This is a genomic window from Pseudoxanthomonas sp. z9 (assembly GCF_006542425.1).
In the GTDB taxonomy this organism is placed as follows: Bacteria; Pseudomonadota; Gammaproteobacteria; order Xanthomonadales; family Xanthomonadaceae; genus Pseudoxanthomonas_A.
Genome location: NZ_VFID01000003.1, coordinates 36,521 through 60,002, shown reverse-complemented (window position 1 = coordinate 60,002; position 23,482 = coordinate 36,521). Strand labels below are relative to the sequence as shown.

19 protein-coding genes are annotated in these 23,482 nt (G+C 67.2%); 5 read left to right on the top strand and 14 right to left on the bottom strand.

The window, feature by feature from the left end; translation table 11 throughout:
- Window positions 1–24 precede the first annotated feature (24 nt).
- The 3 genes from FG323_RS02785 (at window position 25) to FG323_RS02775 (ending at window position 5,548) form a co-directional block, all read left to right on the top strand.
- Entirely contained in the window at window positions 25–558 is a 534-nt protein-coding gene (locus FG323_RS02785) for a histidine phosphatase family protein (protein WP_141453252.1), read from the top strand.
- A 302-nt stretch (window positions 559–860) separates the two neighbouring features.
- Window positions 861–3,941, top strand: a complete 3,081-nt coding sequence (locus FG323_RS02780) for a TonB-dependent receptor (protein WP_141452923.1) — start codon at window positions 861–863, stop codon at window positions 3,939–3,941.
- Between the two features lie 86 nt (window positions 3,942–4,027).
- Window positions 4,028–5,548: a tryptophan halogenase family protein gene (locus FG323_RS02775; RefSeq protein ID WP_141452922.1), complete on the top strand. Its 1,521-nt coding sequence runs from the start codon at window positions 4,028–4,030 to the stop codon at window positions 5,546–5,548.
- A gap of 95 nt (window positions 5,549–5,643) precedes the next feature.
- Here FG323_RS02775 and FG323_RS02770 read toward each other — a convergent pair whose 3' ends face one another.
- From FG323_RS02770 to FG323_RS02740, 7 genes are all read right to left on the bottom strand, one after another.
- Window positions 5,644–6,345, bottom strand: a complete 702-nt coding sequence (locus FG323_RS02770) for a gamma-glutamyl-gamma-aminobutyrate hydrolase family protein (protein ID WP_141452921.1) — start codon at window positions 6,343–6,345, stop codon at window positions 5,644–5,646.
- Window positions 6,342–6,911, bottom strand: coding sequence for a redoxin domain-containing protein (locus FG323_RS02765; protein ID WP_141452920.1), 570 nt, complete (start codon window positions 6,909–6,911; stop codon window positions 6,342–6,344). The genes FG323_RS02770 and FG323_RS02765 overlap by 4 nt, the downstream gene beginning before the upstream one ends.
- Window positions 6,912–6,985: 74 nt before the next feature.
- Window positions 6,986–7,222: a thioredoxin family protein gene (locus FG323_RS02760; protein WP_141452919.1), complete on the bottom strand. Its 237-nt coding sequence runs from the start codon at window positions 7,220–7,222 to the stop codon at window positions 6,986–6,988.
- A gap of 24 nt (window positions 7,223–7,246) precedes the next feature.
- Entirely contained in the window at window positions 7,247–7,957 is a 711-nt protein-coding gene (locus FG323_RS02755) for a MarR family transcriptional regulator (protein ID WP_141452918.1), read from the bottom strand.
- Window positions 7,958–8,011: 54 nt separating this feature from the next.
- Window positions 8,012–8,245, bottom strand: coding sequence for a cytoplasmic protein (locus FG323_RS02750; protein WP_141452917.1), 234 nt, complete (start codon window positions 8,243–8,245; stop codon window positions 8,012–8,014).
- A 7-nt stretch (window positions 8,246–8,252) separates the two neighbouring features.
- Entirely contained in the window at window positions 8,253–9,155 is a 903-nt protein-coding gene (gene pdxK / locus FG323_RS02745; protein WP_141452916.1) for a pyridoxine/pyridoxal/pyridoxamine kinase, read from the bottom strand.
- Window positions 9,152–9,973 carry a YggS family pyridoxal phosphate-dependent enzyme gene (locus tag FG323_RS02740; RefSeq protein ID WP_255469991.1) on the bottom strand — a complete coding sequence of 274 codons (822 nt, stop codon included), beginning with the start codon at window positions 9,971–9,973 and terminating at the stop codon, window positions 9,152–9,154. The genes pdxK and FG323_RS02740 overlap by 4 nt, the downstream gene beginning before the upstream one ends.
- Before the next feature lie 84 nt (window positions 9,974–10,057).
- On the opposite strand from FG323_RS02740, the gene ptsJ reads away from it, so the two are divergent.
- Entirely contained in the window at window positions 10,058–11,356 is a 1,299-nt protein-coding gene (ptsJ, locus tag FG323_RS02735) for a transcriptional regulator PtsJ (protein ID WP_141452914.1), read from the top strand.
- Window positions 11,357–11,371: 15 nt separating this feature from the next.
- On the opposite strand, the gene FG323_RS02730 is transcribed toward ptsJ, so the two are convergent.
- From FG323_RS02730 to FG323_RS02700, 7 genes are all read right to left on the bottom strand, one after another.
- A complete protein-coding gene (locus FG323_RS02730) occupies window positions 11,372–13,009 on the bottom strand; it encodes an alkaline phosphatase D family protein (protein WP_255470021.1) in 1,638 nt (545 codons plus the stop codon).
- 2 nt (window positions 13,010–13,011) lie between these two features.
- On the bottom strand, window positions 13,012–14,133 hold the full coding sequence (locus FG323_RS02725; protein ID WP_220094116.1) for a hypothetical protein: 1,122 nt from the start codon (window positions 14,131–14,133) through the stop codon (window positions 13,012–13,014).
- Window positions 14,134–14,348: 215 nt separating this feature from the next.
- Entirely contained in the window at window positions 14,349–17,615 is a 3,267-nt protein-coding gene (locus FG323_RS02720) for an outer membrane beta-barrel protein (RefSeq protein WP_141452912.1), read from the bottom strand.
- Between the two features lie 91 nt (window positions 17,616–17,706).
- Window positions 17,707–18,702 (bottom strand): FecR domain-containing protein, encoded by a 996-nt coding sequence (locus FG323_RS02715; protein WP_220094115.1) that lies wholly within the window; start codon window positions 18,700–18,702, stop codon window positions 17,707–17,709.
- On the bottom strand, window positions 18,665–19,225 hold the full coding sequence (locus tag FG323_RS02710) for a sigma-70 family RNA polymerase sigma factor (protein ID WP_203323023.1): 561 nt from the start codon (window positions 19,223–19,225) through the stop codon (window positions 18,665–18,667). Before FG323_RS02710 ends, FG323_RS02715 begins: the two co-directional genes overlap by 38 nt.
- Window positions 19,226–19,459: 234 nt before the next feature.
- Window positions 19,460–20,296, bottom strand: a complete 837-nt coding sequence (locus FG323_RS02705) for a hypothetical protein (RefSeq protein ID WP_141452910.1) — start codon at window positions 20,294–20,296, stop codon at window positions 19,460–19,462.
- Between the two features lie 347 nt (window positions 20,297–20,643).
- The gene (locus FG323_RS02700) at window positions 20,644–20,904 is read right to left on the bottom strand and encodes a heavy-metal-associated domain-containing protein (RefSeq protein ID WP_181444070.1); all 261 of its coding nucleotides are present in this window, start codon (window positions 20,902–20,904) and stop codon (window positions 20,644–20,646) included.
- A 155-nt stretch (window positions 20,905–21,059) separates the two neighbouring features.
- On the opposite strand from FG323_RS02700, the gene FG323_RS02695 reads away from it, so the two are divergent.
- On the top strand, window positions 21,060–23,480 hold the full coding sequence (locus FG323_RS02695; protein WP_141452909.1) for a heavy metal translocating P-type ATPase: 2,421 nt from the start codon (window positions 21,060–21,062) through the stop codon (window positions 23,478–23,480).
- Window positions 23,481–23,482: the final 2 nt, after the last annotated feature.

Here is a 23,482-nt window from a genome sequence, read left to right as displayed (position 1 = left end):
GCGGGCGGGTCGCGCATCGAGTTGATGCGGCACGGCGACACCGGATGCATCAGCTACCGCGGGCAACTCGATGATGCGCTTTCGCCGACGGGCTGGATGCAACTGCGCGCGGCGGTCGCCGGTCGGCACTGGGATGCGATCGTGGCTTCCACGCTGCGGCGCTGCGCGGCGTTCGCGACAGAGCTGGCGGCCCGGCGCGGGTTGCCGCTGCGGCTGGATGCGCGACTGGCCGAGTACTACTTCGGCGAATGGCAGGGTGTGCCGATCGAAACACTGCAAACGACCTCGCCCGACGCGCTGCACGCGTACTGGTCGGATCCGGTGCGTTTCCCCCCGCCGGGCGCGGAGCCCTTCGCAGCGTTCCGTGAACGCCTGTCCGCCGCGCTGGACGAAATTGCCGCCGAATCACACGGACGGCGCGTCCTTGTCCTGACCCACGGTGCGGCGATTCGCCTGTTGCGATGTGTGGTGGAGGGCCGCGATTTCGGCGAGATGGCGGGCATCCCCGTGGATCACGCCTCGCTGCATCCGTTGGCCTGGCCGCCAGCCGGGCGATGAAACGCCATCGTCCCGCTGGCGGCGATGGCAGGCAGGGCGGGGAGCGGGCCCAGGCTTGCTGCAAGGCAGCATGCGCCAGGCAAAACCCTGTGGTACTAATCTCGCGCCTACCCGCTTGAATCGATCCAAATAAGGAAGCGGTCACTGTTGGGGAACAACGGCGGGTAATCGAAGTGCATACGGCATTCCGGCGACGGAGTGAGTGCGCGCATTTGCAACGAGGTCAGTCGCTACAGAAATTTAGATCGATACAAAAATTCCGCGTCAGCAACCGCTATTCAATCCAGGAGAGGGTGATTGAAATGAACCAGGTTCCACGCAAGCGCACCAGGAATTCACTATCCGCGGCGATCGCCATCGCCTTGACCGCCGCGCTACCCGGCGGCGCATTCGCCCAGCAGGCGCCCGCCCAGGAGAAAGCCGACGCGCCCGCCAGCGCCACCGACCTCGACAAGGTGACCGTCACCGGCTTCCGCTACTCGATCGAGCAGAGCCTGGAACAGAAGCGCAACGCGAACGCGGTCGTCGAAGTCATCACCGCCGAAGACGTCAGCAAGTTCCCCGACAAGAACGTGGCCGACGCGCTGCAGCGCGTGCCTGGCGTGATCATCAGCCGCAGCGGCGGCGAGGGCAAAACCGTCAGCGTGCGCGGCTTGTCCTCGGACCTCACCCTGACCCAGTTGAATGGCAACTACGTCGCCTCGTCGGAAACCAATGATGAAGCGTCGCGTTCGTTCAACTACACCCTGCTGCCGGCCAACATGCTGTCCAGCGCGGAACTGTTCAAGACCCCCGAGGCGCGCATCGACGAGGGCGGCATCGGCGGCACGGTGATCCTGCATACCCGGCGCCCGCTGGATCTCGAAAGCAATTCGGGCTTCGCCACCGTCGAAGGCACTTATTCGGACACCAGCAAGACCACCGATCCGCAGCTGTCGGCCATGTACTCCTGGCACAGCGACGATGACCGGTTCGGCGTGCTGGTGGGCGTGACCAAGCAGAAGCGCACCAATCGCAGCATGGAAGTCAGCACCGAGGACTATCAGTGGTACGGCGACGACTACGAGGGGTCGCCCGCGGTCGACGTCAACGGCCGGCCGCAGACGCAGGACGGCATCCATTACTGGTGGGGCCAGTCCGGTTTCTACAACCAGGGTGGCGACTACTACTCGAATTTCTTCATGCCGACCTCGGTCAACTTCGCCGTGCGCGAGGAAGAACGCGAGCGCGAGGGCGCGCAGCTGACCTTTCAGTTCAAGCCGATCGACAACCTGACCCTGACCGCCAACTATTTCCGCTTCGAACTGCAGGGCGACTACACCCTGAACATGCTGAAGATCCCGGAATGGAACCTGGCCCGCTATTCGGGCGACGGCAATTGGCCGGGCGGCCGCCTGCTCAACGGGCTGACCTTCGATCGCAGCGGCACCATCGTGACCGGCGCCGAGTACGAAAAGCTGCCCGGCAAGACCTACTACTGCAGCGAAGGCGAAGCCGCCGCGGCGGGGCTGGCTCCCGGCGGCTGGGGGCCGGACGACTGCACCATCCCGACTCCGCAGCTGACGGGCGGCTACAGCCGCGAAAAGGCGCTGTCGCAGACCGCCGATCTGGCGATCGAATGGGATATCAGCACGCTGTGGAAGGCGTCTTTCAAGGGCGGCCGGACCTGGTCCGAGGGGGGGCCGTCGATGAACTTCCGCATGTCCGCCAAGCCGCGCCGCCAGGTCGACGGGGTATGGCAGGCCGGCAATACCTACAGCGCCTGGGATCTGACCGGAACGCCGTCGGCGACCTTCTCGCCGAACCTGCAGGAAATGCTGATGGCGGGCGTGGCGGAGATCGACACCGGCTCGACCGATTCGTCCTGGATGGAAACCGAGCTCGAGCAGAATTACTTCCAGGCCGACTTCACCCGGCTGTTCGAGAATGGCTGGATGGATTCGATCCAGTTCGGCGTGAAGTATCGCGACGGCAAGGTGCACCGCAATACCGGCAACACCTACTGGGTCTGCCAGGGCGCCTCGCCGGACAACTACGATGCGCGATACCAGAGCAACGGCTGCGACGATCCGGAGAAGGGCATCGCCCAGCCGGGTTTCTTCTACTCCAAGCCGATTGGCAACATCGCCGGCGGCTTCAACGCCAATGTGTTTCCCGGCATCAACTTCCCGGCCTACATCAACTATCTCAACAGCCGCTACGGCGGCATGCAGAATCGCCGAGAGCCGGATTTCATCTACAACGTCGGCGAGAAGATCTACTCGGGCTACTTCCAGGCCAACTTCCGCACTGAACGCCTGCGCGGCAATGTCGGATTGCGCGTGGTGCGCACCAAGCAGAGCGCCGAATCCACGGACTCGGCGGAACGGTTCATGGATTACTTCGTGGATGGTCCGGATGGCAATCCGATGCCGTGCCCCGCGGGCGCGCCACCGGCGGGGACCGTCTGCGAGTCCGGCTTCGTGCGCCGCGACGTGCGCGAGAAGACCTATGAGCTGGCGTCGCTGGAGAAGACCTACACCGACGTGCTGCCCAGCTTCAACATCGCCTATGACCTGGCCGAGAACCTGGTGCTGCGCGCCGCCGCTTCCAAGGTGATTTCCCGCGCGGGCTATACCAGCATCGCCTATCCCGGCGGCCTGCAGTTCTACAGCGAGGAATACAGCAACGATCGCCGCGTCGCCGGCGGTACCACCAATCCGGGCTGGTACGGTTCCGGCAGCAACAAGGATCTGCAGCCGTTCGAGGCCACCCAGTTCGATGTCGGGCTGGAGTGGTACTACAAGCCCGGTTCGGTGCTGGGCGCCGGCCTGTTCCGGAAGAACGTCAAGAACTTCACCGTCGAAGTGGTGCGGGACCAGCAACTCGTGGTGGGCGGGGAGACGGTGACCATCCAGGGGTACAGCACCGATGCCAACGGTCGCGACGCGGTATCGCAGGGCGTGGAACTGTACGCCCAGCACACCTTCGATTCGGGCTTCGGCTTCCAGGCCAACTACACGTACAACGATACCAACCTGGCTTCCATCGTCCTCGACGGCGAAAACATCGGCGAGTCGCCGCTGGCGGGCAGCGCCAAGAACCAGGCGAACCTGACCATGTTCTACGAGAACGACAGGTTCCTGGCCCGGGCTTCCTACAATCGCCGCGGCGAGGTCATCGGAAACCTGAACAACGGTTTCACGATCTACAGCGAACCTTACGATCAGCTGGATCTGAACGCGGCCTACAACATCACCGACTACCTGACGGTGACGGGCTCGGTCCTGAACGCGACCAAGTCGGAGCAGCGGCAGTATCTGGGCAACGACACCGAAGCCCGCACGTACTCCAACAATTACTCCGGCCGCATCCTGTACCTCGGACTGACCTACAAGTTCTGAGTCATGCCATCCATCCCCCTCACCTTAGGGTGAGGGGGATAATTCCTGGCGGGGCCAGGTGCGTTTCCGGGGAGGGGAGTGCAGGAATGAGTACAGACAACCGCATCCGGCGCGTGGTCGTGGTCGGCGGTGGCAGTTCCGGCTGGATGGCGGCGGCGACCCTGGCCACGTTCATCGGCAAGGGCGCGGATGTCCGCCTGATCGAGTCCGAGGAGATCGGCATCATCGGGGTGGGCGAGGCCAGTGTCCCGCACATGCGGAACTTCAACGCGCATGTGCTCGGTATCAGGGAGGCCGACTTCGTCACCCATACCCAGGGCACCTTCAAGCTGGGGATCCAGTTCAACGACTGGGCGCGCATCGGCGACAGCTACGTGCACGGGTTCGGCACGCTGGGGCGTTCGCTGGGACCGCTGCCATTCCACCAGTTCTGGCTCAAACTGTTCCTGGCCGGCCGCGCGCCGGCGATCGGCGCCTATTCGTTGCCGACCGTGGCCGCACCCCTGTGCCGGTTCACCAATAGTCCGGACGGCGCGCCGGCCGGTTCCCCACTGGAGGACATCGCCTACGGCTATCACTTCGACGCCGGTCTGTATGCGCGTTACCTGCGCAACCTGTCCGAGCGCAGGGGCGTGACGCGCATCGAAGGCAAGGTCGTCGACGCGGTCCAGCGCGCCGAGGATGGTTTCATCGAGGCGGTCGTGATGGAGAGCGGCGAACGCATCGAAGGCGATCTGTTCATCGATTGCTCCGGGTTTCGCGGCCTGCTGATCGAGCAGGTGTTGAAGACCGGCTACGAGGACTGGTCGCATTGGCTGCCCTGCAACCGGGCGATGGCGGTGACCTGCGAAGGCCGCGTGCCATTGACGCCGTATACCCGGGCCACCGCGCGGCCCGCGGGCTGGCAGTGGCGCATCCCCCTGCAGCATCGCGTCGGCAACGGCTACGTCTATTCAAGCGAGTACCTGAGCGACGACGAGGCCGCCGCGACCCTGCTGGCGAATCTCGATGGCCGCCCGTTGATCGAACCGCGGCCACTGCGCTTCACCACCGGCCGGCGCAGGCAGTTCTGGAACCGCAACGTGGTCGCGCTGGGCCTGGCCGGCGGATTCATGGAGCCGCTTGAATCCACCAGCATCCACCTGGTCCAGTCGGGCCTGCAACGACTGCTGGGCCTGTTCCCGGATCGGCGGTTCGATCCCTTGCTGATCGAACGCTTCAACCGTGACTCGATTTTCGAGTACGAGCGAATCCGGGATTTCCTGATCCTCCACTACAACGCCACCGAGCGCGACGACAGTCCGTTCTGGGATTACTGCCGGACGATGCCGATCCCGGACAGCCTGCGCGAAACGATCGATCTGTTCCGCCTGGACGGGCGCTACTTCCGCAACGGCGAGGATTTCTTCGCGCTGCCGAGCTGGGTGCAGGTGATGCTGGGCCAGCGCATCGTCCCGCGCGGCTACCATCCGATCGTGGACGAGATGCCCGAGGACGATCTCGCGGGATTCGTCGAACGGGTACGACGGACGCTTGCCGCGTGCGTGGACACGATGCCTTCCCACCAGGATTACATCGACCGCTACTGCAAGGCGTTGGCGAACTGATACGGCGAGCAGGCGCCAGGAACCCGGACGACCGGCGACGCATCATGCGGGCCGGGCGGAGGATGCGCGAATCCGGCCTGTACGCCGGTACCCGCTCACGCGGGCAAGCCGTCCAGCCATTCGCCGAACAACCGCCGGCTCCGCTCGCGCATGGTGTCGTCGTGCCGGCCGGCGAGCTCGAGCATCGTATCGGCATCCACTCCACTATCCCGCACTTCGCCGGCATGGCCTGCGGTCCATTCGCGCAGGCGATGCAGTTCCGCTTCCGGATGGAACTGCAGGCCGAGGATGCGGGTTCCGATCCGGAATGCCTGGACCGCGCAGGCGTCGGTTTCCGCCAGCCGCTCGGCCTGGGGCGGCAGGGTGATGGCTTCGCCGTGCCAATGGAGCACCGGTTGCGCGGCTGGCAGGTGCCGCAACGGCGACCGCAGGCCCGCCGGGGTAAGCCTGATCGGCGCCAGGCCGATCTCGCGGGCCGGCATCGGTGCGACCGTGCCGCCCAGCGCCAGGGCGATGATCTGCGCACCCAGGCAGATGCCGAGCAGGGGAATCCCACGCTCGGCGATGATCGATGCCAGCCGCAATTCGTCGGCGATGGCCGGATCATGACGATGATCGTTGGCGCTCATCGGTCCACCCAGGATGATCAGCAGATCCACGTGCGGCGGATCGATCGACCACACTTCGTCGCCCGGTGGCCGGTAGGTGGTGACGCGGTAACCGCGTTCCTGCAGCAGCGGCGCCAGGTGCCCGGCGTCCTCGAATTCCACGTGCTGGATGACGATCGCGTTCTTCATTCGGCTTTCCGCGCGTTGTCATCGATGGCGCAGCCTTCGTCGGTACAGCCGGCGCTGGCGGGAGCCTCCGCATCGTCCATCGGGATCGCCCCGGGCTCGCCCAGCAGGCCGCCGATCTGCGCGCCCAGCACCAGGTCGCTGACCTGGCCGAAATGCTGCATGCGGACCCGGCCGAGGCGATCGATCAGGGTGAGGGTCGGCGTGCCCTGCATGGCGTAGGCGCGCATGGTCTGTGGAATCGGACCGGTCGGCGCGGGCCGGTCCACGCCGACCGGGAAGGGGATGCGGTATTCGTGCAGGAAAGCCTGCAATGCCTCGTGCGTCATCACCTCGCGATGCTCGAACACCGTGTGCAGTCCGATCACGGCGACCTGATCGCGTGGAAAGCCGGTGTGGACGCGCAGCGCCTGCGGCAGGCCGTGCGAAACGCAGCCGGGGCAGAGCATCTGGAAGGCTTCGAGCACGATCACCTTGCCGCGCAGGGATTTCAGGCTCGGCGGCGAGGGTGTGTTGAACCAGCGGTCCACCTGCCAGGCGGGCGCGGGGGGATGGTAGGTGTTGTCCATATGGTTTGGGGCGCCCGCACCGTTGCGATGCGGGCGCCGCTCTCCTGTCGGTGGGGGCGAACGGTTTTTCCGGCTCAGCGCAGATCGGCCAGCGCGGCGCCGAAGTTGACGTGCAGCGGCAGGCCGCCCAGCACCAGCGCCGGCACGGATTTCACCCCGGCCGCTTCGGCTTCGCTGAGACGGAACTTCTGTTCGCCCAGATGGACGATTTCAATATCGAACCGCGATGTATCCAGCGCGGTGGCGAGCTGCTGCTCGGCATCGACGCAGACCGGGCAACCGGCGTGATAGAAAATGGCTTTCTGGCGCATACTTGCATCTCCTCTTGCTGCTCTTCACAGGGTCGTTGGGGGAACCGGGCGGCGATCGATGGCAGTCGATCGCCGCCCACTCGTTTCCGCCTGGGGCGGATGGGGAAGCCGGAACCGTTCGCGGTTCGCGGCCAGAAGTTGGTCTTCGGCGGGCGATTGCTCGCCGCAATCGATCCGCAGTTCGGCGTCGCCGAACGGGGCGCCGATGAAGGCGCAGACATGCGGTTTCGCCGCATCGTCGCTGGCGAAGGGACGGAAGAACCGGCAGCCCAGGCAGGTCCGCAGGCCGGTGGCCAGTCCCTGCTGCTGTGCCTGTGCGATCAGCAACTGGCTCACCCGCAGCAGTGCGCCCACGTCGTCGGATTCCAGGCCCTGCAACAGGGCGGCCAGGCCATGGGCGGGATGCTTCAACCGGTTCGCCTGCGTGCGTCCGGCCGCGCTCAGGCGGACGATGCTGGCGCGGCGGTCCTCCGTGTCGGCGCGGCGGCGGATCCAGCCCTTGACTTCCATCGCCTTGAGCGAATCACTGAGGCTGGCCGGCGATACGCTCAGGCGCTCGGCGATCTGGCGCGCGCGCAGCCCGTCGGGCGCAGCGGCCAGCATCCGCAATACCTGCGCCTGGGTCGGCGGCAGGGCGGCGCCCGCATCACTGCGCCAGGCCTGCGCGCGCACCAGCGAGGCGAGTTGCTCGAGGCCCGCGGCCGCCTGTTCGCGCTGGTGGGAAGGATCGGACATGGCAATATGGTAGGAATCCTAACTATTTCGTTCAATGACCGTTCGTCGGCGCGCTCACAGCGAGGCCGGTTGGAACAGCGGCTCCCGGCTCAATACCCGCAGCCCTTCGGGCCCGCTTTCCAGCAGGCGGCGCTCGTCATGCGCCACCAGCAACTCCAACTGGAAACCGTCCTCGGGGCGCAGCAGCGCGGCGATGCGGTGAATCGCCTGCAGCGCTTCGGCGCCCTCGGCATCGAAATGACCCAGGTGGCGGTCCTGCTGGTGGACGAGAAGGCGATAGCTGGACATGGTGATCTCAGGGAGAAAGGGAGGAGGCGGGCAGCAGCAGTTCGCCGCTGCGATGGAGCAGGGTGTGGCGAAGCGCCGCGACGACGCGTTCGCATGCCTGCGCGACCGCTTCGTCCAACGGAATTCCCGCCAGCAGGCGCGCGGCGAGTTCCGCGCTGAACAGATCGCCGGTGCCCTTGGTATCGGCGGACAGGCGCGGATGCCGGATCACGCGGGTGCTGTCGCGGGTGACGACCGCCACCCACATGCCTCCGGCTTCCCATGCCTCCGGCGCCGCGCTGGTGACGACCACCCAGCGGGTGCGGCCGGTCAGCAGGCGGCGCGCGGCGGCGAACACGCTTTCGGGATCGCGGCCCTGGTCCGGCACCAGTTGCGCGAGTTCGAATCCGTTCGGGGTGATGCCATCGGTGAGGGGCAGCAGATGGCGCCGGTAGGCGTCGATCATGCCGGAGTCGACATAGATGCCGCTGTCGTGATCGCCGATCACCGGATCGACGAACAGGCGCAAGTCCGGCAGATCCTCGCGCAGCCGGGCCATCCAATCCGCCAGCGCCGCGGCCTGCGCGGGTTCGCCGAGGTAACCGACCACTACCGCGCGCAGTTGCCGCAATGCGCCGCGCGCACGCAAATCCGACAGATAGCCTTCGAACCACGGCAACGGGATGACGCCGCCATGCAGGCTGGGATAGTGCGGCGTGTTGCTCAGCAGCACCGTGGGCACCGCCGCCACGCTCAGCCCGTGCGCCTGCAAGGCTGGTACGGCGACGGCGTTGCCGACCCGGCCATAGACGACCTGCGATTGCACGGACACCACGTCCAGCCGCAATGGCAGCGACGTGGCGTCCACCTGGTGGGGCACCGTCGCGAGCCGCTCCGCCAGTCCGGCGCCGCCGTCGTCGCGCAGGCTCATGCCGCGCTGCCTTCGCCGGGCCAGAAGTGGCTGTCGGGCAGGGCGCGGGCGCCGAAGATGGCCTGGCCGACCCGCACGACGGTGGCGCCTTCCTCGATCGCGATCTCGTAATCGCCGGACATGCCCATCGACAATTCATGCAGTTCGATGCCGGCCGGCGCCTGATCGCGCAGGCGATCACGCAGTTGCCGCAGCCGCACGAAACAGTGGCGCACCCGCCCGGCATCTTCGGAGAACACCGCCAGGGTCATCAGGCCGCGCACCCGCAGCGCCGAGAATGCGGGCAGTTCGCGCACGAAGGCGGCGACGTCCTCGGGAGGCAGACCGTACTTGCTGGCCTCGCCCGAGGTGTTGACCTGCACGAACACGTCCAGCGCGCGTCCTTCCTGTTGCAGGCGCCGATCCAGCGTCTCGGCCACGCGCAGGCTGTCCAGCGCCTGGAACTCGGCGGCGAACCGCGCCACCAGCTTGGCCTTGTTGGTCTGCAGGTGGCCGATGACCGACCAGCGCAGGTCCGTGAGGTCGGCCATCGCCTCCCACTTGCGATGGGCTTCCTGCACCTTGTTTTCCCCCAGCAGGCGACAGCCGGCGGCGTGGGCGAGACGGATGTGCGGCTCGTCCATGGTCTTGCTGACCGGCAGCAGGCGCACGTCGGCGGGATCGCGGCCGACACGCGTGCAGGCCGCCTGCATGCGCGCCGCGACCGCGGCGAGGTTGTGGCGGAAATCCTCGACGCTCTCGGCGCGCGGATAGCGGCCGTGCTGCGCATGCGAAGTGGAGGTGGATGGAACGGGAGCGGGAGGGAAGGGCGTGTTCACCGAGGTTGTTTCCTTTGCGCGGAGCGTGCAACTGGCATGGGATGCCGTTGACATAGGCCGGATTCTATATTGTCATAGGACAATATGAAAATCACCGGAAATACCGCCGCCGAGATCTTCGAGCGCATCCGCCTGCTGGTGCGGAGCGGGCAACTGCAACCGGGCGAGCTGCTGCCGCCGGTGCGGGAGTTGGCGATCAACCTGGACGTCAACCGCAACACCGTCGCCGCCGCCTACAAGCGCCTGGTCGCGGCGGGTATCGCCGCCACCCAGGGCAGGCTGGGCACGGTGATCCGCGGCGACGAGGTGCTGGGCGAGCAGGAAGGCACGCCGCATGCCACGCCATTGATCGATCTGGCCGGCGGCAATCCGAATCCGGACTGGCTGCCCGATCCCGCCGCCGCGCTGGCCTCGCAACGGCGGCCGCCGCGGCTTTATGGCGCGCCGTTGATGAATCCAGAGCTGGAGGCCTATGGCCGCGCATGGTTGTCGCCCGATTGCCCGGCCGGCCCGGCCATCGATCTGACCCACGGCGCGGTCGATGCGGTCGAGCGCCTGCTCGCCGCCTATCTCGCGCCGGGCGATCGGGTGGCGGTGGAGGATCCGTGTTTCCTCAGCAGCATCAACACCCTGCGCACCGCCGGCTTCGAAGCCATCGGCGTGCCCATCGATGGCCAGGGCATGCGCGCGGACGCGCTCGAAGCCGCGTTGGAGCAGGGTGCGCAGGCGGTGATCATCACGCCGCGCGCGCACAACCCCACCGGTTGCAGCCTGGGCGCCAGCCGCGCGAAGGCGCTGCGCGCGGTGCTTGCGCGCCATCCGCACGCGCTGGTGATCGTGGATGACCATTTCGCGCTGCTGGCGCAGGCGCCGTACCATGACGTGATTCCGAAGAATGCGCAGCGCTGGGCGCTGGTGCGTTCGCTGTCCAAGGCGCTGGGGCCGGACCTGCGCCTGGCGTTCGTCGCCTCCGACGCGCAGACCTCGAATCGCCTGCGCCTGCGCCTGGCGGGCGGTACCAGCTGGGTCAGCCACATCCTGCAGGACATCGCGCAGGCCTGCCTGCTGGATTCGCGCAACCGGCAGATCAAGGGGGCGCGGGAGGACTATGCGCGCCGCAGGCAACAGCTGGCCGAAGCGCTGCGCGGCGAGAACATCGCGACCGCGCCGGCGGACGGCCTCAACCTCTGGTTGCCGCTGGCCACGGACGGCGGGCGAATCGCCGGCGATCTCGCCCGCCAGGGCTGGCTGGTGCGTGCGGGTGAAGCCTTCGGCGTCGGCGCGCCGGCGCGCGGCCTGCGCGTCACGATATCGGCGCTGACGCCGGAGCAGGCCCGGCGCTTCGCCGCCGACCTGCGCGGTGCGCTTACGCGCGCCGGCTGATCGCCAGCGCCAGGTTCACACCTTGAAGCTGCGCCGGCCGCGTTCCACCGACAGCCGGTGGGTGCCGGCCAGCGCCAGGCTGCGTTCCTTGACCGTGCGCAGGAACCGCCATTCGCCGGTGACCTGCTGCGGCGTGATGTCCAGGCGCATGTAGCCGCGCTGGCTGGTGTCGGCCCAGGCCAGTTCCGGATTGGTGGCGACGAAGGCGGCGGCGACCTGTTTCGGATCCACGGCCATGTTTCCCTCCATGCCGTGCGAGCTCACGCTGTGGCCGGCGAACTCGGTGCCGGCGGGGCGGCCGTCCTCGACCAGCGAGTACGCCCAGGCGTTGTGGCTGTCGCCGGACAGCATCACCAGATCCGCATCCGCCTGCTGGGCTGCGCGCAGCAGGCGCGAGCGCGCGGCCGGATAGCCGTCCCAGCGGTCCATCCACATCGGCACGCCCTGGCGCGACGCGCGCACGTCGCGGCGGAACTTGTCGGCCACGCGCTCGCCGGCCTCGGGCCGGAGCCAGCCCGGCATCTGCTCCGGCATCAGGGTGCGGCCGAGGATCGTGCCCATGCCCACCATCTGCCAGGTGGATGTGGCGGCGTTGCGGGCGAACTCGCGCGCCAGCCAGTGTTCCTGATCCGAACCGAGCATGCTCGCCGCCGGATCCTGCCAGGCGCCGTCACGAAAACGCCGCAGCGCCGCGTCCGGATCCGCTGACTGGTGCGCCTCGGCCAATTCCGCCGCCGGTGGCCGCGTGCGCGCCAGCACCCGTGATTCGGTGCGGTACAGGGTCGCGAGGGAGCCGATCGGATAGGCCTTCCACGGTTCTTCCGATATCGGCATCCACTCGCGATAGGCCTGCATCGCCGCCATGCGCCGGGTGTTCCAGTCGCCCTCGGCGGTCGGCTGGTGATTCTGCGCGCCGCCTTCCCAACTGTCGTTGGTGATTTCGTGGTCGTCCCACAGCGCCAGCATTGGCGCCATCCGGTGCAATTGCCGCAGATCCGGATCCGCCCGGTAGCAGGCGAAGCGCAGGCGGTAGTCGGCCAGGCTGATCATCTCGTGGTCGTGCGCGGGCAGGACCTCGCGCCCGGCGATGCGGTCCTTTTCCTTGTAGGAGCCGATGCCGTACTCGTAGATGTAGTCGCCCACGTGCAGCCACAGGTCGAGATCGTCGCTCGCCGCCGCGTGCGCATAGGCGTTGAACCAGCCCATCGGCAGGTTCGAACAGGAGAACAGGCCCAGCCCGAACCGTTCGACCTCGCCCTCGGGCAGGGTGCGGGTGCGGCCGACCGGCGATTGGGTGCCGTCCGGCGCGATGAAGCGGTACCAGTACGTCGTGCCGGGCCGCAGTCCGTCCACGGTCTGCTTGACGGTCCAGTCGCGATGGGGTCCGGTGATGGACTGGCCACCCGAGACCACCCGGGTGAACTCGCGATCCAGCGCGACTTCCGCCATCAATCGCACTTCGTCCGCGCCGCCGGCCGGCACGTAGCGGCTCCACAGCAGCATGCTGTCCGGGCCGGGTTCGCCGCTGGCGACGCTGTGGGTGAATCCCCGCGCGCCCAGCAGTTCCATCGCCAGGCCGCGGCCGCCCGGCAGCGCCAGCATGCCCAGGCCCAGGGTGCCGCCGACGATCAGGCGACGGCGCTCGATGTTCACGCTCAAGGTTGCTTCTCCATGTCGATCCGGGTGAAGGGCGCGTCCACGTTCCCCGTCCACCGTGTCAGGTTGATTTCAGCGGTCTGCGCGCCCTTGGCGCCTGAATTGATTGCCAGATAGAACAGGCCCCGGCCGACTGGCTGGAAGCCGACGTCGGCTTTCTGATGCCAGCCGCGCACGCCGCTGCCCTCGTCCTTCAATCCCTCATCGGCCAGTGCAAGCAGACGGCCCCGTTCCCAGCCATCCCCGTCGCGGGCGGGAACACCCACCAGATCGTCCAGGCGTGGTGCGGTGCGCGCATCGACCGCGAACAGTCCGTAGTTGGGGAAGGATGGCTTCTTGCCCGGATACACGCCCATGAACCAGCGCTGCGATGCGCCGTCGTAGGCCAGGGTTTGCACGCCATAGGTGGTGTTGCCCGTACGGACGAAGTATTTGCCGTGCGGTGCATGCGGACCGCTGTGGTGCGGCGCGGCTTCATCCAGTGGGCGGGCAAGCGCGTCCCATCCGTGAATGTCGTATTGCAGCAGTACCTGGTGATCGTTGTCGCTGCGGTCGGTGTTGCCGTAGATGCCGTAGGCGACCGTGAGCAGGCGCGTTCCGTCCACCCGGCCGAACGCGGGCCCGAAACCGACACCATCGATGCCGGAACAGCCGTAGCGATGATCGGGCGTGGCCGCGACATTGCCGTCGAACCGACCATTGCCGTCCAGGTCGGCGGTGTAGTCCGCGGCCACCTCCGGCAGGTAGACGGTACGCAGGATGTCGGTGCCGTCGGCTGAGACGCCGAGGCGATCGATGCGGTCCACATCGATGACCGCGATATAGAACGCCTGGTCAGCCTTGTACTCGAGCGAACCGTAGAGCTTGCCGTCGTCCGGATTGAAGTCGAGATCGCCCAGATGGCCGCTCCAGCCCACCAGCGTGCCAATCAGCCTGCCGCTGAAGTCGTACTTGGCCAGCAGGTTGGTGAACGAGTAGTAGACATGGCCGCGGTCCAGGTCCACCGCGATGCCCTGGACGTGCCCGGAATCCCACGTGCCTCCGTTCTGCGTTGACGGCAGGCGCGGCGCGGGCACGGAATTCGCGGTGCCGGCCCACGCCGGGATGGACACGCCGGACACGACGGGTATCAGGCAGAGGCCGGCGAACCATCGGATCCGGTGCGGGAGTCGATGGCCATCACGGCGCATGCAGGTAGGCAAGGAACGGGGAGGGTGCATGAACATGTCCGTCGAGGCGGAATCCGCGCCGAGCCACCGATGCGGAGAGATCCCGCGACGCCGGACCGGATCCGTGCACGTCGCGGGAAGGGGAGGGTCGCCGGCCTCGCGCGGCCTCAGAACCTGGCTTTGATGCCGAAATTCCACATCGAGCCATAGACGGTGTACTGCTGGACCCGGCCGGGCACATTGGAATAGATGATGTCGGGTTCGTTGAAGATGTTGCGTCCGGCCAACTGCAACTCGATGTTCTCGGTGAGCTTGTAGCTGGCGCTGATGTTCCAGAGCTCGCGCGGGGTGTGGTAGAGGATGCCGTTGTTGGCGGTGGTCGGCGTGTTGCTCAGCGCGCTGACCCGGTACGTGCCCTGGCGATTGCCGTTGATCTGCAGATCGAAGCGGCCGTAGTTGTAGCGGATACCCCAGTTGGCCGCCTGTTCCGGCATGTTCTGGCGCTCGCCGTCCGGATTGACCTTGGTGTAGGAGCCGTACAGGCTCAGCCCGCGGAACGCGCCGGGCAGGAAGGTCAGCTGCTGGCTGTACTCCAGGGTCAGGCCTTCGTTGGTGCTGGTGCCGGGCAGGTTCTGCGCGCTGCGGAAGGTGTAGCCGGAATACTCGTCCGGATCGAAGCCGACATCCTCCGGATCGACGGTGATGCCGGTGACCTGCATGTCCTTCATGTCCAGCTTGTAGTAGGACAGGCCAACGATGCCGGACGGTTCCAGGTAGTACTGCAGGCTGGCGAAGTACTTGGTGGAGTGCTCGGGCTTGAGCAGCGGATTGGGCACGTTGACGACCATCGTGTCCTCGTTGACCGACACCACGCCGCCCAGGTTGCCGTAGTCCGGGCGCAGGATGGATTCGCTGAAGGCCAGCTGGCCGACCAGCCTGTCGGTGAAGTCGTACTTGATGCCGCCGCTGAGGAACCAGTCCTCGTACTGGCCGCGGCGCATGGAGTAGGCGCCGTTGTTGTACTGGTACAGCAGCCCTTCGACGGTATTGACCGACAGCCCGGCCTCGGTCACTTCGCTGGCCGGGCGAACATTCGCCACGCGCGCGGCGGTACGGGTCTTCTCGTAGCGCAGGCCCAGATCGAAACGGGCCTTGCCAATCCGGGTCTGCGCCTCGATGTAGGCGGCGTCGACCTGTTCCTGGATACGCTTGTTGTTGTCCAGGCGGCGCTTCAGGTTGCCCACCGTATCGGCGACGAAATACTCGGGGTGTTCCCGGTAGATGTCGTACACCGCGTAGTTGTTGTCGGCGCGCCAGTTCTGCTGGTTCATGTTGCCGGCGTCGAAGCCGAGGATGCCGAACTGGTAGTGCTGGGTCCACGGGATCACGGCGGCGGGGTCGCGCTGGCTCAGATCGCCGTTGGGGCCGACGTACTGGTACTGCTGGTAGGAACCCTCGTTGGTGCGCCAGTCGTTGCTGCGGCTGCCGAAGCCGCCCATCAGGGTGATCGGCAGGTCGCGGATGGTCAGGTGCTTCTTCAGATCCAGGTAGGCGCCGTACTGATCGTTGACGGCGTCGGACTGGGACGTGCGGACGTTGTTGCCGATGTCGGCGTCGCGGTTGTAGCTGGTCGGATCCCCCCAGGGACGGCCGGCGGTCTGCGCCAGCGTCCAGGCGTTGGAGCCCTCGGTCGGCCGGTCCATGGTGAAGCCGATGCCGGTCAGCCAGCTGTCGGTGCGCTGGAAGAAGCCTTCGTCGTTGTCGCGGAAGTTGAATTCGGAGCGCGAGTAACTGCTGCGCAGGGTGGCTTCGAAGGTATCGTTCTTGAACTCCAGCTTCGGCGCGATGGTGTAGGTGGGCGTGCCGGCATAGCGGTGGGAGTACTCGGTACGCAGGCGGGTGTTGTTGCCGTTGGGATTGACCACGATATGGGTGGGCGTGGAATCCGGCGTGGCATAGGAGGCCGTGGGCGTGCCGAAATACAGGAAGGTGTACTGGTTGAAGTACTCGACGTCATAGAACGAGTAGGTGCTGCGCAGGGACAGGACCAGTTCGTCGGTGAGCTGGTAGTCGGTGCTCAGGTTGGCCGCGGTGCGGCTGGTCATCTTCGGACCCGGTCGCCACATCACCCGGTAGGGCATGACCCGGCCGTCCGCCAGGTAGGACCAGTCGGTCTGGATGCGATCCTGCTGGACGTAGTTGGCGTTGTAGCTGGTATTGAACTCCACGCCCAGGCGGCCTTCCAGGAAGACGTCACCGAAACCGAACTGGGCCGAGGGATAGAGGGTCGAGTGCTTGCGATCGTCGGGAAAGTACTTGCGCGAAAGCGTGGAGTCGGAGGTGCCGACGCCGCCCAGCTGTGCCACGATCTGGCGGCCGGTGCGGTTGAACGCGTATTTGCTGCGCAGGTTGATCTGGCCGCCCGGCGAGTCCGCATCCATGCTGGCGGTCAGGGTGTTGTTCAGTTCGATGGACTCGATGCCGGTGATCGACATCTGTTCGAACGAGTTCTGCCGGCCGGTGTTGTTGTTGGAGGTCGCGGTCGCCATGCGGGCGCCGTCGATGGTGAAGGTCGAGTACTTCGGGTCCAGACCGCCGATGCGCACCGCGGTGGCGTCCACCTCCGTGTAGTCGAGCGAGATGCCCGGCATGGACTTCATGAACTCGCCGACGTCGCCCATGGTCAGGGCGCCGTAGTTGTCGGCGGCGACCACGTTCTTCGCGTTCATCGCCGCGCGACGCTCCATGATGGCGCTGGCCTGGCCCTCGCGCTTGGCGGTGACCATGATCATGTCCATCTCGACCGCCTCGCCGCCGCTGGCACCCGTGCCTGCGTAGGAGGGGACCTTGAGTTCGAAGTCCAGGGTGGCGACCTGGCCGGCACCGATGCTGGCGACCGCCCTGGATTCCTGCAGGCCGGTGTACCTGACGATCACGGTCGCGTCGCCGGCCGGCAGACCGCTGAGGCAGAAATTGCCGCCGTCTTCCGAGTAGGTGACGATGGTCGTGCCTTCGACCCGGATTTCGGCGTTGCGCACGTATTCGCCGGTTGCGGTGTTGAGCACCCGGCCGCGCAGGCTGCCGGTGCCAATCTGCGGTCCGGGACGCGGACGTTCGGGCGCGGCGTCGTCGGCCTTCTGCAACAGGATGATGTTGCCCTCGTCGGATTTCACTTCCAGCCCGGTCCCTTCCAGCAACAGGCGAAGGGCTTCGCGCGCATCCATCTCGCCCACGATGGCCGGCGCCTGGATGCCTTCCAGCGAACCGGCCGGCGCGATGATCTGCAGTTGCGCCTGCCGTGCCAGTTCCGGGATGGCCGTCACCGCGGGCTGCGCGGGTACTTCGAACTTGCGCTGCTGCGCCATGGCCGGGGACGTGCAGGCCAATGCGGCGAGGATGGCGCTGGTCAACAGGACTTTCTCGTAGCGATTCATGATCCGTGTGTTCTCAGGAAATCTGCGTGGGTGGCGGTACTGAGAACTGAGAGACTCGACGGATGCGCTTTCCGCTACCTGTCAAAAAAATTTAATGCGCGCGGGCCACCACGATGCGTCCGCGTTCCTGGCGAACGTCCGCATCGAACACTTCGGCGATGGCGCGGCTGAAGCCCAGCGGATTGTTGGTCGCGAACAGGCCGGTGACCTGCGTGCGGGCCAGCGCCGGATCCGCGATGACGATGGGCGTGTCGCTGTAGCGCGCGTAGATTGCGACCGCTTCGCCGAGGGTTTCGCCTTGCAGGGCAATCTTCCCTTCGCGCCAGGCCAGCTCGCGATCCATCTGGCCGGTGCGCAGGGAACTCAGCCGCCAGGCCTGCGGGGTGCCCTGCCGGAATGCATAGCGGGTGTTCGCGGCCAGCGAAGCGTGCTCGGCGGGCGTGCCGCCGGCCACGTCTACCCGGCCGTCCTGGACCAGGATCTGGGTGGCGTCGCCATCGAGCTTGCGCACGACGAAGGTCGCCTGCGTGGCATCCAGTTTTCGGCCATCGACTTCGACCCGGGTTGGCGATGTCCCCGCGGTGCCCTCGATCAGCACCTCGCCGCGCAGGACGCGGATGGTGCGCCGGCCATCGTCCTGATAAATCCGGATGCGGGTATCGGTATTGAGGGTGACGGTGGCGCCATCGCCCAGCGGCACGCGGCGCATCTCGCCCTTGGCGGTGGCGTAGGCGGTGGGCATCTGCAGGGTCGCGGCCAGCGTCACGACCAGCAGCAGGGAGGCAGCCATGGCGCCGCCCCAGCGCATCCAGCGGCGCGAAGGCGGGGCGGGGCGGGGTGCCGCGGCGGCGGCCACGGGCTGGAAGTCGTCCGGGTTGTAGTGCGGCCCGAGCGCGCGCGCGGCTTCGCTGCGCATCCACACGGCGCGTGCGCGGATGAAGGCGCCCCGACGGCGCGGATCGCCGACGAGCCAGTCCTTCAGTTCGCGGGTTTCGGTCGCCGACAGGGGGGCACGGTCCATCCGCGCCACCCATTCCGAGGCGGTCTGGTCAATGTTCTGGCTGGTTTCGCGCTCTTCCACTGGCACGCCTTCTTTCCCGCTCCAATTGACTAGAGGTTTTGGCGGGTGGGTTTCCGCCACTGGCGAACCAGTCTTCCAGCCAGCGGAGTCCCCGGGCGATGTGTTTCTCGACCGTGTTCTCCGAAAGTCCCATCCGGGAGGCAATCTCCCGCTGGGGGATTTCGCGGATGCGGCGCATCACGAACGCCTCGCGCGTCTGTCCCGGCATGCTCGCGATCACCCGCGCCAGCTGGCGCAGGTCGTCGTGCGCGATGGCGCTCTGTTCCGGGGTGGCGGCCTCGTCGGCAAAATCCAGCATGCCCAGATCCTCGACCGCGTGAATCGGCACGATCCGGGCCCGTCGGATATTGCGCACCACCAGCGAATGCGCCACCTGGAACAGATAGGCGCGGGGATTGAGGATGTCGTCCACCCGCTCGCGCTCGGCCAGCACCGCGTAGCTTTCCTGCACGATGTCCTCGACATCGTAGGTGCTGCGGCGGGACAGCCAGTTCCTCAGCGCCGCCTCGTGCGGCAGGATGTGGTGCATGAACCAGCGCGTCCGTTCGACATCGTCCAGGGTGCCCTCCGTGCTCCCCGCCGCTTCAGATCGCTCAGACACCCGGTTCCCCGCCATCCGTCCTTCCGGCAAATGAGGAGCGATGCTAGGCGTCGCGCATGACAGTCATGTTGCGGTGGGCACGGCGTTCGGCGTCGTCTGCCCGCGTGGCGGCACCCAATCGAGCCAGGGCACTTCGCCGGCGTCGCTACGCGCCAGGAGGCGCTAGCCCAGGAACAAGTGCAGACCGCTGGCGTCGTCTCGGCGCTTGAGCCCCGCATCGCCGGTGCGGGTGCTGGCCTCGTGTTCGCGCAGGGTGGCCAGCAGCGCCGCCAAGCCTCGTTCCGCCACCAGCGCCAGCGCTTGTTCCCGGCTCATCAGATTGTAGGTATCCCACACCCGCGACAGCCCGTCGCTGCCCAGCACGACGTGCACGGGCGCGGTCAGTACCAGCTCCTCGATCACCGCGTTGTGCGCGCTGATCGGATTCAGGGTCAACGCCGTGCCTCCGGTGTTGGCCTGCTGCTGGCGCCTGCGCTCCCACATGCGCTCCAGGGCCGGTAATCCGAAACCGGAATGGGGTTTCCACTCGTCGTGGCTCTGCGTGGGCAGGACCGCCGGCACCATCGACCGTGGCGATGCGGGCGCGGAATGGATTTCCAGGAAGCAGTCCTCGTAGCGATGGACCCGCATCCGCAGGGCAGGGCCGGACGGGCTGATTTCGGCCACGACGGCGGCGGCGACCGGCCAGGCGTGGAGCGGCTGCGCCTCGCCACCGGCGCGGAGGTACTCGTCACGCAGGACTCGCAGTCCTTCTTCCAGCAATGAAGGACTGAACGATTCCAGCGCACCGCGCTCGGCCAGCCATCGCCCCATGCCGCGCGCGAACCAGCCCGCATCGGTCAGGTCGGGGAAGGTGGTGAAGGGATGTTCCGTCAGCGTGGTCGCGCCGTCGATGGCCCAGGCCAGCACGGCGTCACCACGCCGTACGCAGCCGACCACGTCCTCGCCGGGAATGTGTTCGTAGATGCCCTGGCAGACCTGATCAATGTTCACCTGCATGTGGCTGTACCTGTCGAGTGGTGGAGAAGGGACGGCGACGCATCCGGCGTGAAGCCGTCTTCACGCATGCATCCGGCACCATCGCGATGCTCCGGTTCCGAACCGCGCCGCGAACGACGCAGATGCGCATGTGCATGGCGAGGTTCGCGCGTCGATCATGCATTGCCATCGCGTCGATGGCGTTACGGGGATCGCGTCACGCGCGAAGAAGATGCTCCGATTTGCGTATCCCGTCACAGGCTACCGTGTTCCGGGTGCCGAGCGGCGTGCGCTACATTCGCCCGCCGCGATCGCGCCATGTCGCCGCGATCGCGGGCCTGGCCCGGACGAACCGCCGGGCGAACCGGTCAGGCCGCCTTGCAACTGCCACAGCACTGGCCGCCGGATTCGGTTGGCGCCGCGGCGGCGGCCTCGTCCGTCGCCACGACGTCATAGCCTTGCGCGGCCAGCGCCCGGGTCGCGTCCGTCGCGCGGATGTCGCCGCGGACCAGGACCGTTTTGCCCGGGAGATCCACCGAAACGGACGCGTTGGCGTCCAGCGCCTGCAGCGCATGGGTGACGGTGCGGACGCAATGACCACAGGTCATGCCTTCGACAATGAGTTTCATGATGCCTCGCAGAGGATGACCGGCCCATCGCCGGCTCGCACACGTTCGGGCTTGCCCCCATGGGAAGGTCAATACCGGACGGAGAACGCTGGATGCGTTGACCTTCCCATCGTGGGAAGCCGCATCGTGCCGGCACTCCCACGATGGACGCTGTCATGAACTCATCCCTGTCCCAATCCGCCGCAGCCATCCAGGACCGGTTCCGCTTCGGCGTATCCGGCATGACCTGCGCGTCCTGTGTCGGCCGCGTCGAACGCAGCCTGCGCGGCGTCCCCGGCGTCGCCGAAGTGGCGGTGAATCTGGCCACCGAAACCGTCGAAGTCCACGCCGCGCGACCGCTGCCGTTGCAGGCGCTGGACGCGGCCGTGCGCGACGCCGGCTATGAAATGGCCACCCGCGAGATCGAGCTGGCGCTGCAGGGCATGACCTGCGCCTCCTGCGTCTCGCGCATCGAACGCGCCCTGGTCGCCGTGCCGGGCGTGGTCGAAGCCAGCGTCAATCTGGCCACCGAGCTGGCGCGCGTGCGGGTCACTTCCCAGGTGGGGGAAGCCGAGCTGGTGGCGGCGGTGGTGGCGGCCGGCTATGGCGCCACGCCGCATGCCGCCGCGCGACCGGGCACGGACGCCGCGCAGGTCGCGGCTTCCCGCGAGGCCCGGCACCTGTGGTTCGCCGCGCTGCTGTCGCTTCCGCTGGTGCTGCCGATGCTGGGCCTGTTGTGGGGCGAACACTGGATGCTGCCGGGCTGGTGGCAGTTCGCATTGGCGACGCCGGTGCAGTTCTGGCTGGGCGCGCGCTTCTACAAGGCCGGCTGGAAAGCATTGAAGGCGCGCACCGGCAACATGGATCTGCTGGTCGCGCTGGGGACCAGCGCCGGCTACGGCCTGAGCGTGTACCACCTGCTTGCGGGCGCCTCGTTGCACGGCGCGCAACCGCTGTACTTCGAGGCATCGGCCGTCATCATCACCCTGATCCTGATGGGCAAGTGGCTGGAAGCACGCGCCAAACGCCAGACCACCGAGGCCATCCGCGCCTTGCAGGCATTGCGTCCGGCCACCGCGCGGGTGCGCCAGGCCCACGGCGACGTGGAACTGCCCATCGACCAGGTTCGCGTGGGCGACGTGGTGCTCGTGCGTCCGGGCGAACAGATTCCGGTGGACGGAGAACTGCTCGAAGGCCGCACCCATGCCGATGAGTCGATGATCACCGGCGAGTCGCTGCCGGTGGCCAAGAACCCGGGCGATCGCGTGACCGGCGGCGCGGTGAACGGGGAAGGCAACATCGCGATCACCACCGTGGCGGTGGGCGCGGAAAGCGCGCTGGCCCGCATCATCCGCCTGGTCGAGGACGCGCAGGCCCGCAAGGCGCCCATCCAGCGGATCGTGGATCGGGTGAGCGCGGTGTTCGTTCCGGTAGTGATCGGCATCGCCCTGCTGACCCTGATCGCCTGGGGTGTATTCACCGGCGACTGGAACCAGGCCATCCTCAACGCGGTTGCCGTCCTGGTCATCGCCTGTCCCTGTGCGCTGGGCCTGGCCACGCCCACCGCGATCATGGCCGGCACCGGCGTGGCGGCGCGCGCGGGCATCCTGTTCAAGGACGCCGAGGCGCTGGAGATGGCCCGCAAGGTCACCATCGTCGCGTTCGACAAGACCGGCACGCTGACGCAGGGTCGGCCGCTGCTGGCCGAAGTACTGCCCACCGAGGGCAGCGCTTCGGATCTGCTCGCGCTGGCCGCCGCGCTGCAGGCCGGCAGCGAACACCCGCTCGCCAAGGCGGTACTGGCCGCCGCGGCCTCCGGCCCGGCGCCGCAGCCGGCGGTCGACGTGCAGGCGCTGCCGGGGCGCGGTCTTTCCGGTGAGGTGCAGGGACGCCGGCTGTGGCTGGGCAGTGCGCAACTGATGCGTGAACTGGAGGTCGATGTTTCCACGCAGGCCGTGCAGGCCGATTCACTGGGCAATTCAGGGCATACGGTGTCCTGGCTGGCGGAAGCGCGGGACGGAACGATCCGGTTGCGTGGCCTGTTGGCATTCCGCGACGAGCCCCGGGAAAGCGCGGCCGACGCGATCGCGCGGCTGCATGCGATGGGGCTGCGCACGGTGATGATCTCCGGTGACAACGCTGGCGCCGCCGGAGCGGTGGCGGCGACCCTGGGCATCGACGAAGTGCGCGCGAACGTGCTGCCCGACGGCAAGGCCGAGGTGATCCAGCAATTGCAGCAGGCCGGCACCGTGGCCATGGTCGGCGACGGCATCAACGATGCGCCCGCGCTCGCGGCGGCATCGGTGGGACTGGCGATGGGCTCGGGCACCGACGTGGCGATGCACGCCGCGGGCGTGACCCTGATGCGCCCGGATCCGCGGCTGGTCGCGGCGGCCATGGACGTTTCCCGCCGCACCACCCGCAAGATCCACCAGAACCTGTTCTGGGCATTCGCCTACAACGTCGTCGGCATTCCGCTGGCGGCCCTGGGCCTGCTCAATCCGGTGCTGGCCGGCGCGGCCATGGCACTGTCCTCGGTGAGCGTGCTCGCCAATACCTTGCTTTTGCGCCGTTGGCGACCCACCTTGGACGCCTAGGA

Excerpts from the sequence above, each read along its gene's own strand:
- FG323_RS02785 (WP_141453252.1), top strand. The coding sequence starts at position 25 with ATGCGGCACGGCGACACCGGATGCATCAGCTACCGCGGGCAACTCGAT.
- FG323_RS02780 (WP_141452923.1), top strand. The coding sequence starts at position 861 with ATGAACCAGGTTCCACGCAAGCGCACCAGGAATTCACTATCCGCGGCG.
- FG323_RS02775 (WP_141452922.1), top strand. The coding sequence starts at position 4,028 with ATGAGTACAGACAACCGCATCCGGCGCGTGGTCGTGGTCGGCGGTGGC.
- FG323_RS02770 (WP_141452921.1), bottom strand. The coding sequence starts at position 6,345 with ATGAAGAACGCGATCGTCATCCAGCACGTGGAATTCGAGGACGCCGGG.
- FG323_RS02765 (WP_141452920.1), bottom strand. The coding sequence starts at position 6,911 with ATGGACAACACCTACCATCCCCCCGCGCCCGCCTGGCAGGTGGACCGC.
- FG323_RS02760 (WP_141452919.1), bottom strand. The coding sequence starts at position 7,222 with ATGCGCCAGAAAGCCATTTTCTATCACGCCGGTTGCCCGGTCTGCGTC.
- FG323_RS02755 (WP_141452918.1), bottom strand. The coding sequence starts at position 7,957 with ATGTCCGATCCTTCCCACCAGCGCGAACAGGCGGCCGCGGGCCTCGAG.
- FG323_RS02750 (WP_141452917.1), bottom strand. The coding sequence starts at position 8,245 with ATGTCCAGCTATCGCCTTCTCGTCCACCAGCAGGACCGCCACCTGGGT.
- pdxK (WP_141452916.1), bottom strand. The coding sequence starts at position 9,155 with ATGAGCCTGCGCGACGACGGCGGCGCCGGACTGGCGGAGCGGCTCGCG.
- ptsJ (WP_141452914.1), top strand. The coding sequence starts at position 10,058 with ATGAAAATCACCGGAAATACCGCCGCCGAGATCTTCGAGCGCATCCGC.
- FG323_RS02720 (WP_141452912.1), bottom strand. The coding sequence starts at position 17,615 with ATGAATCGCTACGAGAAAGTCCTGTTGACCAGCGCCATCCTCGCCGCA.
- FG323_RS02710 (WP_203323023.1), bottom strand. The coding sequence starts at position 19,225 with ATGCACCACATCCTGCCGCACGAGGCGGCGCTGAGGAACTGGCTGTCC.
- FG323_RS02705 (WP_141452910.1), bottom strand. The coding sequence starts at position 20,296 with ATGCAGGTGAACATTGATCAGGTCTGCCAGGGCATCTACGAACACATT.
- FG323_RS02700 (WP_181444070.1), bottom strand. The coding sequence starts at position 20,904 with ATGAAACTCATTGTCGAAGGCATGACCTGTGGTCATTGCGTCCGCACC.
- FG323_RS02695 (WP_141452909.1), top strand. The coding sequence starts at position 21,060 with ATGAACTCATCCCTGTCCCAATCCGCCGCAGCCATCCAGGACCGGTTC.